18 protein-coding genes are annotated in these 14,953 nt (G+C 63.9%); 11 read left to right on the top strand and 7 right to left on the bottom strand.

What is annotated here, in order from left to right; translation table 11 throughout:
• The first annotated feature begins 165 nt into the window (after positions 1–165).
• The 5 genes from ABNF93_RS12960 to ABNF93_RS12980 all read left to right on the top strand — a co-directional run bounded on the left by ABNF93_RS12960 (position 166) and on the right by ABNF93_RS12980 (position 4,542).
• Entirely contained in the window at positions 166–537 is a 372-nt protein-coding gene (locus ABNF93_RS12960) for a DUF1990 domain-containing protein (protein ID WP_349328224.1), read from the top strand.
• A gap of 767 nt (positions 538–1,304) precedes the next feature.
• Positions 1,305–1,511: a hypothetical protein gene (locus ABNF93_RS12965; protein WP_349328225.1), complete on the top strand. Its 207-nt coding sequence runs from the start codon at positions 1,305–1,307 to the stop codon at positions 1,509–1,511.
• 291 nt (positions 1,512–1,802) lie between these two features.
• On the top strand, positions 1,803–2,342 hold the full coding sequence (locus ABNF93_RS12970; protein ID WP_349328226.1) for a SigE family RNA polymerase sigma factor: 540 nt from the start codon (positions 1,803–1,805) through the stop codon (positions 2,340–2,342).
• Positions 2,339–3,634: a hypothetical protein gene (locus tag ABNF93_RS12975; RefSeq protein WP_349328227.1), complete on the top strand. Its 1,296-nt coding sequence runs from the start codon at positions 2,339–2,341 to the stop codon at positions 3,632–3,634. The genes ABNF93_RS12970 and ABNF93_RS12975 overlap by 4 nt, the downstream gene beginning before the upstream one ends.
• 299 nt (positions 3,635–3,933) lie before the next feature.
• Complete coding sequence (locus ABNF93_RS12980; protein ID WP_349328228.1) at positions 3,934–4,542, top strand: ATP-binding protein; 609 nt, start codon at positions 3,934–3,936, stop codon at positions 4,540–4,542.
• A 124-nt stretch (positions 4,543–4,666) separates the two neighbouring features.
• On the opposite strand, the gene ABNF93_RS12985 is transcribed toward ABNF93_RS12980, so the two are convergent.
• Positions 4,667–5,476 carry an IS5 family transposase gene (locus ABNF93_RS12985; protein ID WP_349328229.1) on the bottom strand — a complete coding sequence of 270 codons (810 nt, stop codon included), beginning with the start codon at positions 5,474–5,476 and terminating at the stop codon, positions 4,667–4,669.
• Between the two features lie 350 nt (positions 5,477–5,826).
• Positions 5,827–6,213, bottom strand: coding sequence for a hypothetical protein (locus ABNF93_RS12990; RefSeq protein ID WP_349328230.1), 387 nt, complete (start codon positions 6,211–6,213; stop codon positions 5,827–5,829).
• 133 nt (positions 6,214–6,346) lie between these two features.
• On the opposite strand from ABNF93_RS12990, the gene ABNF93_RS12995 reads away from it, so the two are divergent.
• Both ABNF93_RS12995 and ABNF93_RS13000 read left to right on the top strand, forming a co-directional pair.
• Positions 6,347–6,757: a GNAT family N-acetyltransferase gene (locus ABNF93_RS12995; protein WP_349328231.1), complete on the top strand. Its 411-nt coding sequence runs from the start codon at positions 6,347–6,349 to the stop codon at positions 6,755–6,757.
• A gap of 99 nt (positions 6,758–6,856) precedes the next feature.
• Positions 6,857–7,105, top strand: a complete 249-nt coding sequence (locus ABNF93_RS13000) for a mycothiol transferase (protein WP_349328232.1) — start codon at positions 6,857–6,859, stop codon at positions 7,103–7,105.
• Between the two features lie 209 nt (positions 7,106–7,314).
• Here ABNF93_RS13000 and ABNF93_RS13005 read toward each other — a convergent pair whose 3' ends face one another.
• A complete protein-coding gene (locus ABNF93_RS13005) occupies positions 7,315–8,019 on the bottom strand; it encodes an alpha/beta fold hydrolase (RefSeq protein WP_349328233.1) in 705 nt (234 codons plus the stop codon).
• A 127-nt stretch (positions 8,020–8,146) separates the two neighbouring features.
• Positions 8,147–8,524, bottom strand: a complete 378-nt coding sequence (locus ABNF93_RS13010) for an HAD family hydrolase (protein WP_349328234.1) — start codon at positions 8,522–8,524, stop codon at positions 8,147–8,149.
• A gap of 40 nt (positions 8,525–8,564) precedes the next feature.
• Here ABNF93_RS13010 and ABNF93_RS13015 point away from each other — a divergent pair, with 40 nt between their 5' ends.
• Positions 8,565–8,828, top strand: a complete 264-nt coding sequence (locus ABNF93_RS13015) for a phosphoribosylaminoimidazolesuccinocarboxamide synthase (RefSeq protein ID WP_349328474.1) — start codon at positions 8,565–8,567, stop codon at positions 8,826–8,828.
• Positions 8,829–8,969: 141 nt separating this feature from the next.
• Here the strand turns inward: ABNF93_RS13015 and ABNF93_RS13020 are convergent, their stop codons facing one another.
• Positions 8,970–9,548, bottom strand: a complete 579-nt coding sequence (locus ABNF93_RS13020; protein WP_349328235.1) for a TetR/AcrR family transcriptional regulator — start codon at positions 9,546–9,548, stop codon at positions 8,970–8,972.
• Positions 9,549–9,647: 99 nt separating this feature from the next.
• On the opposite strand from ABNF93_RS13020, the gene ABNF93_RS13025 reads away from it, so the two are divergent.
• On the top strand, positions 9,648–10,520 hold the full coding sequence (locus tag ABNF93_RS13025; protein WP_349328236.1) for an NmrA/HSCARG family protein: 873 nt from the start codon (positions 9,648–9,650) through the stop codon (positions 10,518–10,520).
• A gap of 680 nt (positions 10,521–11,200) precedes the next feature.
• Here ABNF93_RS13025 and ABNF93_RS13030 read toward each other — a convergent pair.
• The gene (locus tag ABNF93_RS13030) at positions 11,201–11,494 is read right to left on the bottom strand and encodes a DUF6247 family protein (RefSeq protein WP_349328237.1); all 294 of its coding nucleotides are present in this window, start codon (positions 11,492–11,494) and stop codon (positions 11,201–11,203) included.
• 357 nt (positions 11,495–11,851) lie between these two features.
• On the opposite strand from ABNF93_RS13030, the gene ABNF93_RS13035 reads away from it, so the two are divergent.
• Complete coding sequence (locus ABNF93_RS13035) at positions 11,852–12,817, top strand: phosphotransferase family protein (protein ID WP_349328238.1); 966 nt, start codon at positions 11,852–11,854, stop codon at positions 12,815–12,817.
• Positions 12,818–13,048: 231 nt separating this feature from the next.
• Positions 13,049–14,113, top strand: coding sequence for a three-Cys-motif partner protein TcmP (locus tag ABNF93_RS13040; RefSeq protein ID WP_349328239.1), 1,065 nt, complete (start codon positions 13,049–13,051; stop codon positions 14,111–14,113).
• On the opposite strand, the gene ABNF93_RS13045 is transcribed toward ABNF93_RS13040, so the two are convergent.
• On the bottom strand, positions 14,049–14,855 hold the full coding sequence (locus ABNF93_RS13045) for a DUF5131 family protein (RefSeq protein WP_349328240.1): 807 nt from the start codon (positions 14,853–14,855) through the stop codon (positions 14,049–14,051). The genes ABNF93_RS13040 and ABNF93_RS13045 overlap by 65 nt on opposite strands.
• Between the last annotated feature and the right edge of the window lie 98 nt (positions 14,856–14,953).

Consider the following 14,953-nt stretch of genomic DNA (forward strand, 5'->3'; position numbering starts at 1 on the left):
TCATGACCGCCGGACGGTTCGCCCAGACCACGCTCGGCCGGCCGAGGCCGGACGGAGCCAGCCTGTGATCGTCCTGGTGCCGCAGCGCTACCCGGACGGCCTGCGGTCAGATCTGTCCATTAGATGGACACGCGTCAGAGCACGCCGACTCCGCATAATGGCTCGATGGCGCGAAGAGCTGGCTCGAGCTTGTCGGACGGGCTTCCGATCGGCCCGAGCCCCGATGCCACGGTCGTCGCAGGGGCCAGGTACTGGCTCATCGCCCACCTGGGACCCCTGCGGATCCATGAGCCCGTGCAGGTGATCGCGGTGGTCGACGAACCTCACCGGAAGGGCTTTGCATACGGCACCCTTACAGGTCATCCCGTCAGCGGGGAGGAAGCGTTCCTGGTCGATCGGGGACCCGACGGATCGACATGGCTAACCGTTCGCTCCCTGACCCAACCGTCGATCGGGACTTCACGAGCCACGTATCCACTGTTGCCGGTGGCTCAGTACCTCTACAGCCGGCGCTATCTCCGCTCCCTGGCGTCCTGAGTCGCGAGCTGTGGGATGACGACGTGAGCCCGGGAGTCCGTAAGATCATCCGTCGCCCTGAGAGGGCTGCTCTCCTGTCGGTCGGACAGGGTTGTTGAGGACCCGTGAGGTCGTTCGGGGCACCACAGGGGCACGTTCCATCCGGAAGATATGTGGCACGGTCGGTAGGCAGTCCTTCTCGCCACCCTTCGAGGAAAGCTTGGACGGTTCTCGCAGCAAGCCTGACGATATTCGCGGCGAGTGGCCATAAGATCAACAAGGTCGCCGCTAGCGCGAGTGGCAACCACAGGTATGCGGCCGGTCGCAGCCCGAGGTGCTCCAACGCCTTGCCGAGTCCGAGTACAACAACCCCAGGCCGTGGCCCGTAGCGTTCAAGCCAGTTCGAGACTGATCTGGCGGTGCGTGTTGCGCTCCTTCGGAGAGGGCTGTCCCACCGCCACCGCAGGAGACCTCTCGATGGCCCACCGTCCTCGTGCTGACAATCGCCCGCCGCGGGAGGTTGTGGGGACGTAGCGCTCATCGCGTCCGCCTCGGAATAGTGCCGGTCGGATAGCCGCCCCGCTCAACGGGAGCGAGCATAGCCAGGAACGCGGTGGGAAATGCCGCTGTGATGCGGCAGGCGGCGGTCGTGGAGCAAGCTCGGCCGTAAGGACACCGCCGTTCCCGAGGTACAGAGTGCACCCAGCCCAGGGGTCTCTCGCCCGCGGAACGTGGGAACGCGCCTCGGGTCCGCCCGGTACGCTGCGTCCACTCGTTGGGAGGATCCGATGAACCATCGTCCTTTGCGGTTCCTTGGCTGGGCCGGGCTCGGTGTTGGTGGCCTTGTCTCGGTCGCCGGCGTGGCCATGTTGATGACGCCAGGTCCGGCGGCGCTTGTGCTGTTCTTCGGCTTGGTCGTTGCGGTCGCAGGTGGGGTGCTGGTCGGTGTGGCTCGCGGCCGGCGCCGAGTTCCTCACCGACCCGAGGAGCCCTGACGGCGGTCCGGTGACCTTGGTCCTGGCTGGCCGGGTCCTGTGAGCGCCGGAGCCTGGGCGCTGCATATCCGTAGGAGCGGCATCGTGATCATCAGCTGCTCATCCTGAGGTCCTCAGCCTGGTGCTCATCGTCGCCAGACGTTGCCGCTCGTTGGGGTCACGCTGGGGTCAGGTTGGTCTCCGGGAGCTGATGAGCGCTGGACGAGATGCCGTTCCTCCCGCACATGTGGAACCTTTCACGGGACCGACCGCATCTAGGGGATGCGAACAACACATGGGAGGGGGGAATCGGTGGCAGACACCGCGGAGGAGTTCAGCTCCTACGTTGCCGCTCGGCATGCCGCGCTGACGCGTACGGCGTTCCTGCTGACGGGAGATCATCACGCGGCCGAGGATCTAGTGCAGACCGCGCTGGCCCGCACCTATCTGGCGTGGAGACGCATCCACAACCAGGCAGCCCTTGACTCCTACGTACGGCGGGTCATGGTCAATGAGCACACCCTCTGGTGGCGTCGTGCGTGGCGGCGACGCGAGACTCTGACGGCCGAACTGCCGGATCGTCCTGCAACCGATCCGCGAGGTGACCCCGGCGGTTCGGCTGAGCAGGACGGTGACCTGTGGCGGCTCCTTCGCGCCCTCCCGGCACACCACCGTGCCGCGGTCGTGCTCCGTTATTTCGAGGACCTCAGCGAAGCCGAGACCGCCGAGATCCTTGGTTGCTCGATCGGGACCGTCAAGAGTCGCACCCACCGCGCCCTCGCCGCCCTGCGCGCCGGACTCACCCCGGCCACTACACCAGAGCCCGCGCCCGCCAGGAGGGACGTCCGATGAACGAGCACCAGCACGACCAGGACCTCACGGCCAACGACCTCCGCGCCGGCCTGACCCGACTCGCGACCTACGCCAGGACCCACCACGACCCTGCCGCGGACGCCATGCACCGCGCCCGCCGCATCCGGATACGCCGACGCGCCACCGGGGTCGTCGCCAGTGCCGCCGTCGCCCTCGCTCTGCCGCTCAGCCTGAACCTCCTCAGCCCGCCCGGCGACCACACCCGGGTGGACCCCGCGACTGTGACACCGACACCCGCACATACGCCAGGGCGGACGCCACCCTCCACGCCCTCGCCGATCGCCACACCGACGGTCGGCGTTTCACCGGCACCGACCGCCGGACCTGTCGTAGCGCCGTATGCCCCCAAGAGCCTCAGGGAAGAGGACTTCGCCGGGCTCCCCCGTGGCGAGGACCCGAAGGTCCCCTGGTACGCCGACGGCAAGATCCACAACGGGGCGACCACCACACCAGTCGACCTCCCGGACTGGACATCCTTCGATGTCGTGGACAGTGGTTACGTAGTCACCAGCTACGACAACAATCAGGTGCACCTACAACTCGTCGGGCTTGACGGCACGCAGAAACTGACCGCTCCAGGCAGAGCCGTCGTATCAAACGACCGCAGGCAGATCGCCTGGGCGACCCCGGACGGCACCGTGAACGTCGCCGACGCGCGCACCGGCAGAGTCCTGCATTCGATCGACGTCGGAAAGGGCGGCCGCACGGTGGGCTTTCTCGGTGAGCAAGTCCTGCTCAGCTCAGGCTCCTGGCTATCCGAGCCCGCAGTGGCACAGGAATGGGATCCCAAGACCGGGCAGCTCACCCTGTGGCAAGGCTTCTACGGAGCGGACACGACCGACCGTGCCAGCCTCGTCGGCCTGGTACCCAGAGTCGCCCAGGAACGCCAGTCCGAGCAGCTGTACTGTGCCGCCACCATCGACACCAGCAACGGCAACCGCGAGCGGTGGCGCGTCTGCCCGACCGAGCTCGGCAGCCACGTAAGCATCCGCGGATTCTCGCCCAATGGCCGCTATGCGGTGGTCGAAATCATGGGCGAAGGACAGACCGTGCCCCACTACACGATCGGCGACGCCCAGACGGGAAAGCCGCTTCTCACCATCAGGCTCTCCAACGGAAACATGGCCTGGGAGGACGAGGAACACTTCCTCCTCGCTTCCTACGGCCAAGGAGAACCAGGAATCGTCCGGTGCACCGTCGCGGGCAGCTGCGAAGTCGCCACCAAACACCGACCTGCGGACGGCCGTTGGTACAAGCTCCCGGGCACCTAAGGAGTCATGGCGACTACCGCCCATCACATCCGACCGTGGGCCTGGATCGGTGAAGGAACGACAGATCCCCATGCCATTTCGCGTGGTGCGTTCTCATGCGTACCGGCGCCAATTGTGGTTGGCGGGGCGTTCGTGCTTCGCTAAGGTGCCGTGCGTGACGTGATCTCGTGTACCGCAGACTCTTTGGCTGCGGACTTCGCTGTCTCATTTCGTGCCGCCACTTGCGCGACAAGTTTCAGCTTGGAGAGGTCACAATGAACGACCCTGCGTTGGCACGCCTTAAAGGGGCGCTTCGCACGATGGTCGACTTCGACTGCCCCGCCTGTGGCGCAGGCGCTCCGTTGCAGGTCGTAGCCACGGATCGCATCACCTGCGGACCCTGCTCCACAGCCCGATCGTTTCGACAGGGACAGCTGTACGTCATCACCGGCAGCCCTGGAACGGGAAAGTCGAGCGTGGGCCGGGAGCTGGCGGCCCGATTGCCGCTCGAGCTGGTCGTGCTGGACTCCGACCTGACTTCCCGACCCGAGCATGACAGCTCAGAAGGGGCTTGGTTCGGCTTCATCGACACTTGGTTGCGAACGGCGGTAGGTGTGGCACAAAGCGGCCACAGCCTGATCCTCGTCGGATACTCCATGCCCCACCAATGGGAGCACCAAGCCTTGCGACACTTCCTCGGCCCGATCACCTATGTGGCGCTCGTGTGCTCCGACGCCGAGTTGGAGAGACGACTTCGCCAGCGGACGTGGATGGGCTCGCAGCGCGAACGCGACTCGCTCATCGACCTGAACCGGCAATTCCGTGCCCACGGCGATATGACCGTGATCGAAACCGACAGCCAACCGCCGGATGCCATCGCCGATCAGATCCTGAGCATCGTCAGTTCCACGTCACAACCGCCCCGTTGAAGCGGAGTGCGTGGGTACATCGGCGGACCCCTCTCCAGCACAACTGAGGTCTGCCATGAGGTGCAGGTACATCGCGAACGCCGCGTCAGCGGCGCCTTTGATCCATAAGAGCCTGTTCCTGAATCTAGATCCTTCCGTGTGACCTTGATTTCCGATCTTGACTCGCTCTGACGAGTTGTCGGCTGAGGAGCCGGATAGCAGCCCATCTGACCATCGATTCGTGGTGTTCGGGTTGGCGTTCGTAGTCGCGGGCGCAGCGGCGGTGCCGGACGATCCAGGCGAGGGTTCGTTCGACGACCCAGCGGCGAGGTAGGACTTGGAAGCTGTGCTTGTCGGTGCGTTTGACGATCTGCAAGGTCAACTTCAGCTGCTGCAGGGCCCAGTCGACGAGTTTGCCGGCATAGCCGGAGTCGGCAAACACCAACTTGATCCGGCAGAACGATCTGGCCAGCCGTTGGAGCAGCGGTTTGGCGGCGTCCCGGTCTTGCACCGATGCGGCGGTCACCATGACCACCAGCAGCAGACCGAGCGTGTCGACCACGATGTGACGCTTGCGACCATTGATCTTCTTGCCCGCGTCAAACCCTCGAGTGTTCGCACCGACGGTCTCGGCACCCTTGACCGAAGCCGAGTCCACCACACCCGCAGACGGACTCGCCGCGCGCCCTTGACGGATGCGTACTCGGTCCCTGAGCGTGTCGAGGATGTTCTGGGTGACCCCAGCGCTCTGCCAGCAAGAGAAGTAGTTGTACACCGTCTTCCATGGCGGAAGATCGACCGGCATCGCTCGCCACTTGATGCCGTTGTCGAGCACGTAGTAGATCCCGTTGACAATGTCGCGACGGCAGTGCTCCTCCGGGCGCCCCACCCCCAGGAGCAGTGACGCAGGTTCGGGGAGCAGCGGATCGATCTGCGCCCACTCCGCATCACTCATATCCGACGGATACCGGCTCACCCGCGTCTGCCGGCGACGGTGGAACCCCGACAGACGGCAGCACCGCTTGACCCGACCCTCATCCAGAGTGGCAACGACAGCATCAACACGGCAGACTAGCAACGGAACTCCTGGTAAATCGGCGACTTCAAGCACCGCTCGATCTACCAGGAGTTCCTTCCATTACCAGCGAAGACACGGCCACCAAGATCAACAGAGACGAAGCTCACACCAGAGAACCAGGTTCAGGAACAGGCTCTAAGAGGTCCATGCAGCAAAGCAGCCCGGCGTCCGGGTCCTGTGCCATCTGATGCGCGACACCCGCACGTCAGGTGATGTGCGACTCCACGTCAGTCGCGGGAGAACGGGAGACTGACGTCGACGTCGACGCTCTCCAGAACGGTCTGAAGCCTCCCTGCCCTGGGGAGCTGCTCTCGGTCGAAGTCCGCGACCGAGATCCCTTGGAGGCCGCTCCGGTCCCCGCCACCGGTGGCTGAGCCGAGCGCCACGACCAGGGCGCCGTCGGCATCGTAAAGGTCGGTATTCCACCCCGAGAATGGCCAGCCGGACCGTTGGCGGTAGACCCCTTCAATGCCGTCATCGTCGCCATGAGGAAACTCGACGACGAGGCCGGACACCAGCCTGTGGGGAGACGCGACCAAGCCCAGGTACCAGGTGTAGAACCGGCCCGGGACTACCTGTGGGCGTATCAGGGTCCATGGTTGAGCTGTTGGCATCGGCAGATCCCCCTCTGATCTCGCTGGCGGGGTGTCGCCGGGAGTGTCTCACCCTGGTGCGCCATTGGCGAGGTACCGCGACGAACGTCATGCGGACTCGGGTCGCCTGACCCCTCTCTGCCAGGATGCGCCAGTGATCCGCTACAGCACAGACATCTCGGACCTCGCGGAGAAGGATCTCTGTGGCTTCTTCGTGGGATGGCCTTCGTCGCCGACGCCCGCCCAGCACCTTGCGGTCCTGCGTGGCAGCTATCGGGTCGTGATCGCACGTGAGGCTGGATCGCGTCACGTCGTCGGCTTCGTCAACATGATCAGCGATGGTGTGCTCACGGCCTTCATCCCGTGGCTGGAGGTCCTTCCCGATTACCAGGGCAAGGGCATCGGCAGTGAACTACTGCGACGCGTGCTTGCCGCGGCCGAGCATCTGTACTCGGTCGACCTGACCTGCGATGAAACGCTGCGCCCGTACTATGAGGGCCTTGGAATGCAGGCCGTCACAGGCATGGCCGTCAGACGGTGGCACGTACTGAACGGGGACAGCTGAGGCGCACGCCACTGCCGCGCAGCCGACAGTTTCGCAGGATCTTCCAGCTCTTCCGCCGGGAGAAAACAAGCTCGACCCTCGCCATGACCCCCGCTGGAGTTGGATGCGGTGGGGTCGGTGCCGTGGTGGAAGGAAGGTGAACTGGAGACAACGCTGGGTGCGATTCTGGTCATGATGGTGTCGGAGACCGCACGGCACGTCGGGCATGTCGACATCGTGCGCGAGTTGATCGACGGCAAGGCTGGAAGCCAGCGGAACGCCACCGGACTCCCCGACGCAGGCGATTGGGACTGGGGGGACTACGTGGCCCGGCTGGAAACTGCTGCCCGCACGGCCGCTGAACGCTAGATCACATCCGGACCTGCATCAGTGGCTCCCTCTCGGTACAGCGGTAGGGCAGCTACTCTGTCGCGTCCTGACTAGTCAGCCCAGCTCAGGACACATGTGGTAGGCCGTGACAGCGAAGGTGAGGCTTCTCTGCCGTTGGCGGCGCCGGCCGGATGGCTGCCGATCAGGATGTTTCTTGTCCGGCAAGCTGCACCCTTCGTAGGCGCTGGTTAGCCATGGTTGCGGCAAGCCTTCGTTACGACGTTGACCCAGACGTCCGGGTCGGTCCACCACATGTCGTGCGGAACGTCGGGGGCCACGACGAAGGCGCCTCGCTGGACCAGGGCTGCGAGCTGACGCAGCGGCCACGATGGGCGGATGTCGTGCTCGGCGGCGACGATCGTCATCGGGACCCGGCAATCAGCGAGGCGTCGGAGCAGGTCGGTCTCGTGGATCCACTCCAGGAAGGACTCGCTCAGTGCTTGGTGGACCGTAGGGTTCCAGTCGATGTCGATCTTGGGTTCGGTGTGTTTCAAGGACTCGTAGGTTTGGGACCAGCTGCGGTCCTTGTGAAGGCCGTGACCAGCTACACCGACGACCGAGCGGACACGTGAGGGGTGGTCCAAGGCGTAGCGGACTGCCAGGTCCGCGCCCCAGGAGTGGCCGAGCACCACCCAGCTATCGATCCCCGCGGCTCGTCTGACTGCTTCGAGGTCGGCGACTGCCTGACCGAGGGTGTGCGGGCCGCCGGCGGAGCGCCCCACGCCGCGTGGTTCGGGATACCAGGCCCGCATTCCGCGCGGTGCGATGTCGTCGTGCTCGAGGTAGTGGACGCAACCCGGGCCACCTGACAAGACCACGACGTCAGGACCGTTTCCCGTCACGCCAACGTGTAGGCAGGTCTGGTCATCGGCTCGGACAGTCACTGAGCGCATTCCCTGATCCTCCCAGCTCGCCTTGCTCAGGACCCGATCCAGTCGTCGGCCAGGTTTGGACGAGTGCGCATCGCGGGCTCGAGCGTGCGACCCTGAGCCGATGGAGAGGCAGGCTGCGGCCGCGTGGTCAAGGGTCACCTGGCACACGACCGCCAGAGACTGGTCGCTCGTCCAACTCGCTCAGTGTGGCCGGTAGCTCGCTCAAGGTCGTGACCTCGGGAACCTCAGGATGGCTGCCACTGCGGGACCGGCCGAACCGATTTACCCATACCGCGCCGAGACCTACGGCGCGAGCTCCCTCGACGTCGCGAGCAAAGTTGTCGCCGACCATCACGGCTTGGGGCTTGCGCGCGCAGGCGCGCGCCCCGGATGCCAGCGCCGAAGTCTCCACTTCGTAGCACGCGTCCGCGACGGCGGCGGTTGCCTCGAAGGCCGCCACCGCTGCCGCCTCCTCGGCGACAAGCGTGTCATCGAGGTCGAACAACAGCGCGCCGGTCCGCAGCAAGGTCCGGGACGTCTATTCCGATGGCGACGATGTGATCTTGGTGGCGTCGGATCGGGTTTCGGTCTATGACGTCGTCCTGCCGACGCCGATTCCTGACAAGGGCAAGCTGCTCACCGCGCCCTCGGTCTGGTGGTTCGAGCAGCTCAATGAGCTGATAACGAACAATCTGCTGAGCGCCACGGATGTCCCCGAGGACTTCGCCGGCCGGGCCATAAGGTGTCAGCGGCTTGAGATTCTGCCTGTGCAGTGGGTCGCCCGCGGGTACCTGGCCGGCATGGGTTGGGACTCGTACAGGGAGGGCTGATCTCCGGGTAGACGATGACGTCGAACATTGGCCGCGTGCCGATCCACCGATGGCATGTTCATATGGACCGGCGCCACGACACAAACTGCTTCGACGGCGCGAGCTCCGTGAGTTCCTTCTTCACGCCGTACGGACGCATGCTCATGTCCTTCCCCTCTCGGTGGCGAGACCGTCATTGGCAAGCGTCAGCAGTCGGTCGACGAGCGCGGCGCCTCCGGGCGACTGCTTGCTGACCCAAGCGACGCCCGCCGCGAGCGCCAGCAGTTCGTCGGCGGTGACATCCGCTCGCACCGCACCTGACCGCTGGGCACGATCGAGGAGCTGCGCTCCCGCCGTACGCATCGCCTGGCAGGAGGCGTGCAGTTCGGAGTCCTCGTCGTGGAGCGCGGCCATGACGGATTCGGGGAGTCCGCGGAAGGTGGCGGAACCGGCGGCAAGCTGACGCAGCCAGGTGAGCAGGGCGTCGCGCGGCAATTGCGCGCCCAACAGCTCCTGCGCGCTGGTACGCAGATTGTCGAATCCGTCGCGCACTATCGCCTCGAGCAGGGACTCCCGCGTCGGGAAGCGCCGGTAGAGGGTGCCTATACCCACGCCAGCACGCCGCGCGACGTCACGCAGCGAAGCATCGGTGCCGTGCTCGGCGAAGACGTCCCTCGCCACCGCCAGCAGGCGTTCGTAGTTGCGGCGCGCGTCCGCGCGCATCGCCTCCGCCATACGCATGCCACCTTGAACCTTGACAATCGGAGCCCCGCTCCGAATACTCCCTTACCGGAGCACCGCTCCGAATAGTGGTCGACCACGCTACCAGCAGGAGAAGACATGGCCCCGGCAGACACCAGCCGCGCAGATCAGACCGTCCTCGTCACGGGCGCCACCGGCCAGCAGGGTGGCGCGACCGCCCGGCGAATGTTGGCCGACGGCTGGCCGGTGCGAGCCCTGGTCCGGGATCCTTCGAGCCCCGCCGCGGAGGCACTCGTGCGGGCGGGCGCCAAGCTGGTGCGTGGCGACATGGACGATCGAGCATCACTCGACGCTGCCGTCAAGGGCGCGTACGGCGTTTTCAGCGTGCAGCCAGCAGGCGGCGCGCCGGAGCTGATCGAGGCAGAGGTACGGCTCGGCTGCAACGTGGCCGACGCGGCTCATGCGGCCGGCGTACGGCACTTCGTGTATTCGTCCGTGGGTGGCGCCGATCGGGATTCCGGCATCAGCCACTGGGAGACCAAGTGGTTGATCGAACAGCACATCCGGAAGCTCGGCTTGCCGGCCACCATCCTGCGGCCGGTCATGTTTATGGAGAACCACGCCGACCCGGACCACGGGGTGCTGGGTGAGACCGCGCTTATCCGAAGAATCTCACCGCACGCCACCGTTCAGATGATCGCCGTCACCGACATCGGGGCGTTCGCCGCCCTCGCCTTCGCCCACCCAGCCACCTACCTCGGCAAGGCCATCGAGATCGCAGGCGACGAGCTGACGGGACACGAACTCGTCGCCGCCATCAGCCAAGCGACGGGACACCCCATCACCGGCGACGCACTTCCACTCCCACCCGAGACCCAGTCATTCGGCGGTTGGCAGGCCGACATACCGGCCTTGCGCACCCTCCACCCGGGCCTGATGGACTTCGACAGCTGGCTAGCCACTGAAGGCAAAGCGAAGCTCAAGGCTCTCTTCGCCACCCGCCCCGCCTGACAACCGCTACGCACAAACGGATGTGCCGTGAATAACGCGCCAGGCCCCGGTCCAGTCGCGCCGTTCACACGTGTGCCGTCCGTCCGGCGTTCTCACCGAGGTCGGCTAATGGCCCGCCCATGGCCCGCCGGTCACTATCCGTGCCTCATGACGAAGGCGAGCCGAACATGGCTCTGAACTGGGCCTTTGTCGTGGAGCGGGTGAGGAGAATCGAACTCCCACTGTCAGCTTGGGAATTAAGAGGAGCCCAGCCTTCGATGCCTCTGACGAGCGCTACGGGTCTGCCCACGAGTAACCCCCGTTGACCCCTGTTCACCCTGGCTAGTTGCACGCTAATTGCACGCCGCGGATGACCTGGGCGCACGGCAACGCGGCCAACTCCGAGGAACGCGCAAAAGCCGTGCTCGACGTGTTCAACCACCGTTCATACGGTGGTCAACCGGCCCATGTGACGTCGTGGACGGTGATGAGGTTGGCAGCGTCATCAACCCAGTATGTGACAAGTCCGTGGCCCCCGAAGATCGCTTGGCGCTCCTGGGGGTGATCAGTCGGGAATGTGCGGAGTGGGTCGTCAGGACTCTCCGATACCTCGCCCATGGTCGCGATCAGGGCGTCGAAGGCCGCATCAGGTAAGCCGTCAAGCTGCCCCAGGGCCTTCCCGGCAAGCCGAACCCGGTAGATCACGACTTGCGCTGCCGCCTGGCGATGGCACCTTCCAAGGTCATGTACTCACCAATCCCCCGCCCGGCGTCCTCGCGCGCCTCGTAGTAGCCAGGGGCACTGACGGCGAGCGCGATCAGGCTCCACCTGTGGAGGAGTGCGGTGAGTTCCTTGTACCGCCAGATCTCGTGCGCAGCGGCTTCTGCTGCCTGGCGATACTCCCGAAGGAACCGCTCCCGCTCGCGCTGCGGCAGCTTGTGCATGATCTTCTCAGGGTCGTACGAGTCGTGGTAGTCGCTCGGCTGAGCGGTCATGGACTCTGGCCCCCTCGTGTCTGGTCCTCGTCGGCCCAGTGTAGACGCCCAGGCGCGTCCCTCAGGGTCGCGGTGTATCCCGGCTGTATCCCGTATCTCCGCAGGTCAACGGCGTCGGGATACGTGGGACACACCGGACACACCTTGGCACGGCCGTCCGCAACGAGGGGGTCGGACGAGTACAGGCGCTTGGCTGTTCATACCGACCGTATCGAAGCGCAACAATCGGGTTCGTCAGCCATGGACCAAGGTCGGCGCACGTCCTGGTAGTCCTCACCGGTGCCGCAACAGCTGTCTAGCGCGTCATAGCAAATATCGATTGGATCGCACGATGCGTCGCCGTACGCTGTGCCGGTCATGCCATCGTTGAGCGGTTACGGTCACGTATCGGATCCTGCAGAGGCACTCGCCTACCGGCTGTTGGAAAAGCACGGGTCCGATCCTGCGCAGGCGAGCCGGCCAGAGCACGGTTGGGCGAACGAGGTGTGGCTCGGCGAGACGGCCGTTGCTCGTATCAAACGTGCTGTCCACGGCGCATTCGCGCGCGAGGTTTCGCTTGCCGCCATGCTGCCACCTGATGTCGGCTATCCCAACGTGCTCGATCTGGGAGTCGCCGACGGGATGGAGTGGATGGTCACCAAGCGACTGCCCGGGGAGAATCTGAAGGTCGCCTGGCCAACGCTCGATGCGTCGGTGCGGGTGAAGGCGGCGACCGACCTCTGGGCCAGGTTGGAGGCGGTCCACCGAACCGACGTCGCTGCCGCTCGGACGCTCGGTTGTACATCCACGCCGTTCTATGCCCTGGACGAAGGGGACGCTCGGCAGCTCCTGGACTGGCTTCTCCAGAACGAAGCCATCGAGCCGACACTGCACGATCAGCTCAGCGACATGCTGGACCGGTTGTTTCGAGCCATCCCCGAGGTGCCCACAGTGCTCAGCCACACCGATGCGGGGCCGCACAACACGGTCTGGGACGGCACGAACGCCATCCCGATCGACTTCGAGACCGCCTCGGTAGCGCCGGCAGACCTCGACCTGGAGTGCATCCTTCGAATCATGGCCGAGCAGGGCGAGCCCAACCCGGCTTCAGCCCTCCTGGAGCAGGCTGCCGGGCTTCTAGCCCTGCCGGGTGCAGCGTCGCGACTCTGGGGCTACGCCGTCCTGCGCGACTTGTGGGGTCTCCGCGGATGGCTTCTCCACGCACGGTCCGGTGGCGACCTCCAAGAATGGGGAGCCGAGCCTCACGACCTGCGTACGTGGGAGCCCTGGCGCTACCTCCATGGCCACGCGTCCCGAACCAGCTGGCTTGCAGACCTCCTGTAGTAACCGGCGGAGAGCGTTGCACTCCGAAGCCCTGCAGGGAGCCGCCAGGTTCCGGCCTCCTCAGTCATGGCGACAGCGAGAGAGGAATGGCCGCACTCCCTCGATGGCCGATGATGGCCAAGGTGTGCGCCAGGGCCTGCAACGGAGCGGAGTCTTCGCGACGCTATACGTAAGGCTGGCGCACTAGAGAGGCTTGGGGGATCTACCGTGCCTGATACGACCGTTTGGCCGATGTATCCGCACACCCGAGCCAAGCATGACCTCCTCGTGAGATATCTGGGCGGCTGGTTCCCGGTATTGAGCAAGTACCGAGGGCGGATTCTCTTCTTCGATGGGTTCGCTGGGCCAGACATCTATGAAAATGGCGATCCGGGATCTCCGACCAAGGCGCTAAACACACTCCTAGAACATCGATTCAAGATGAGTGATTGCGAGTTTGTATTCGTATTCAACGAGCAGGATCCGGACAGGTTTGAATCTCTGAGAGAGCGGCACAAGGCCCTCACAGACTCCGTTGGAGAATTGCCGAAGAACGTGACCGTTCACTTTCTTAATGAGAACTTTGTTGACGTGGCAGAAGGCATACTGGAACAGTTGGAGAGAAACGGAAAACAGCTCGCACCAACCTTCGCCTTCCTCGACCCGTTTGGTTACAAGGACATTCCAATAAAACTGATTCAGCGATTCCTTGCTTTTGAACGGTGCGAGTTGTTTATCTACTTCGACTTCAATAGCACCATGCGATTCGCAACCGCAGGGAACGTAGACAAGCGGTTCGAGGAGTTGTTCGGAACTGACGAATTTAAGAATGCCCCACCCTCAGGTGATCCTCAGCGGGGCCCCTTCCTCCGGGACCTCTATGAGCGCCAACTCAAAGAAGTTTGCCAATTCCCGTACGTGCAAAGTTTTGAAATGGTGCGCCCCGACAACAAGGTTGGCCACTACCTTTACTTCTGCACCCGTAACATAAAGGGACTCGAAGTTATGAAGGAGGCGATGTGGAAGGTGGCACCTGGCGGCGACTTTAGGTTCTCCGACGTCCTTGCGGGTCAACCGATCCTCTTTGAGGAGAACCCCGACACATCTCCCCTTCAAGCGAATCTCTTGTCCCATTTTGCCGGGCGGCTAGTGAACATCAAAGAGGTGCAGGACTACACGCTGGTCTACACTCCGTTTGCGCTCTCACACCTCAAGGCACGGACACTCGCCCCTATGCAGCGCGAGGGCATGATCAGCTCGCCGAACCAGCAGAAAAAGAACACCTTTCCTGACGGGACGTTGATCCAGTTTCGTTAACAACAACTCGGGGCGGCATCTCATCCCATGTCCTGCCCTCAAGTAGCCTTCCGCCCGACTTGGCAGTTCGGCCACCCCATTGCTTGAAGAAGAAGGGAACGCCTGCACTCTGGCATCCATCTCGGATCTCCACTACCCAATGCGGTCGCATCGGTCGGCACCCGACTCCAGATTCGCCACCGACGATAATCCAATCGATTGCAGCGAGATCAAGGTTAGGTAACGGACCTAGTAGCGGTTCGCATGAAAGAAACTTGACAGCTGCAGGTAGCTGACTTAGGTCTTTCGCACGGTGAACCACACTCATGTCCTCGACGGAGCAGCCAACCCACAGATTCCTTGGCCAATCCAGCTTCCCTGCCAGCCGAAGGGCACGCCTTGGGCGCTTAGTCAACACTTGGTACGTGTGCCTTGGCGTATCTTCCATGACTTGAAAGACGTCCCTGATAAAACCCAACGGCACCTTGGCATGGAAGAGGTCGCTCATCGAGTTAACGAAGACGACGCGAGGAGATCGCCATCGCTTAGGTTGGTCTAGGGCCTGAGGATGAAGTGCAACGCCGAACCCAGGTCCGGACGTAGAAGGATTGCCGTCGCTCTGGTACTTCTGCGCACCCATCGACTTCAGGCGACTGGCAAGGGTTAGCGCGTAGCAGTTGTCACAGCCTCTTGAAATTCGATCGCATCCTGTAACAGGATTCCAGGTTGCTTCGGTCCATTCGATCTTGCTGTTTATTGACATCGCCTGCGTCCCCCTATGCCGCCTCGGGCCTGCCACCCACGATCGATCATCTGTTCGATCGTGTCAATGCGACACGCTACTCAAGGGCCTTCTTGGCC

This window comes from Actinopolymorpha sp. B9G3, assembly GCF_040120725.1.
GTDB lineage: Bacteria > Actinomycetota > Actinomycetes > Propionibacteriales > Actinopolymorphaceae > Thermasporomyces.

Coding starts and splice junctions, on each gene's coding strand:
- ABNF93_RS12960 (WP_349328224.1), top strand. CDS start 166: ATGGCGCGAAGAGCTGGCTCGAGCTTGTCGGACGGGCTTCCGATCGGC.
- ABNF93_RS12965 (WP_349328225.1), top strand. CDS start 1,305: ATGAACCATCGTCCTTTGCGGTTCCTTGGCTGGGCCGGGCTCGGTGTT.
- ABNF93_RS12975 (WP_349328227.1), top strand. CDS start 2,339: ATGAACGAGCACCAGCACGACCAGGACCTCACGGCCAACGACCTCCGC.
- ABNF93_RS12980 (WP_349328228.1), top strand. CDS start 3,934: ATGGTCGACTTCGACTGCCCCGCCTGTGGCGCAGGCGCTCCGTTGCAG.
- ABNF93_RS12985 (WP_349328229.1), bottom strand. CDS start 5,476: ATGAGTGATGCGGAGTGGGCGCAGATCGATCCGCTGCTCCCCGAACCT.
- ABNF93_RS12990 (WP_349328230.1), bottom strand. CDS start 6,213: ATGCCAACAGCTCAACCATGGACCCTGATACGCCCACAGGTAGTCCCG.
- ABNF93_RS13005 (WP_349328233.1), bottom strand. CDS start 8,019: ATGCGCTCAGTGACTGTCCGAGCCGATGACCAGACCTGCCTACACGTT.
- ABNF93_RS13020 (WP_349328235.1), bottom strand. CDS start 9,548: ATGCGTATGGCGGAGGCGATGCGCGCGGACGCGCGCCGCAACTACGAA.
- ABNF93_RS13025 (WP_349328236.1), top strand. CDS start 9,648: ATGGCCCCGGCAGACACCAGCCGCGCAGATCAGACCGTCCTCGTCACG.
- ABNF93_RS13030 (WP_349328237.1), bottom strand. CDS start 11,494: ATGACCGCTCAGCCGAGCGACTACCACGACTCGTACGACCCTGAGAAG.
- ABNF93_RS13035 (WP_349328238.1), top strand. CDS start 11,852: ATGCCATCGTTGAGCGGTTACGGTCACGTATCGGATCCTGCAGAGGCA.
- ABNF93_RS13040 (WP_349328239.1), top strand. CDS start 13,049: ATGTATCCGCACACCCGAGCCAAGCATGACCTCCTCGTGAGATATCTG.
- ABNF93_RS13045 (WP_349328240.1), bottom strand. CDS start 14,855: ATGTCAATAAACAGCAAGATCGAATGGACCGAAGCAACCTGGAATCCT.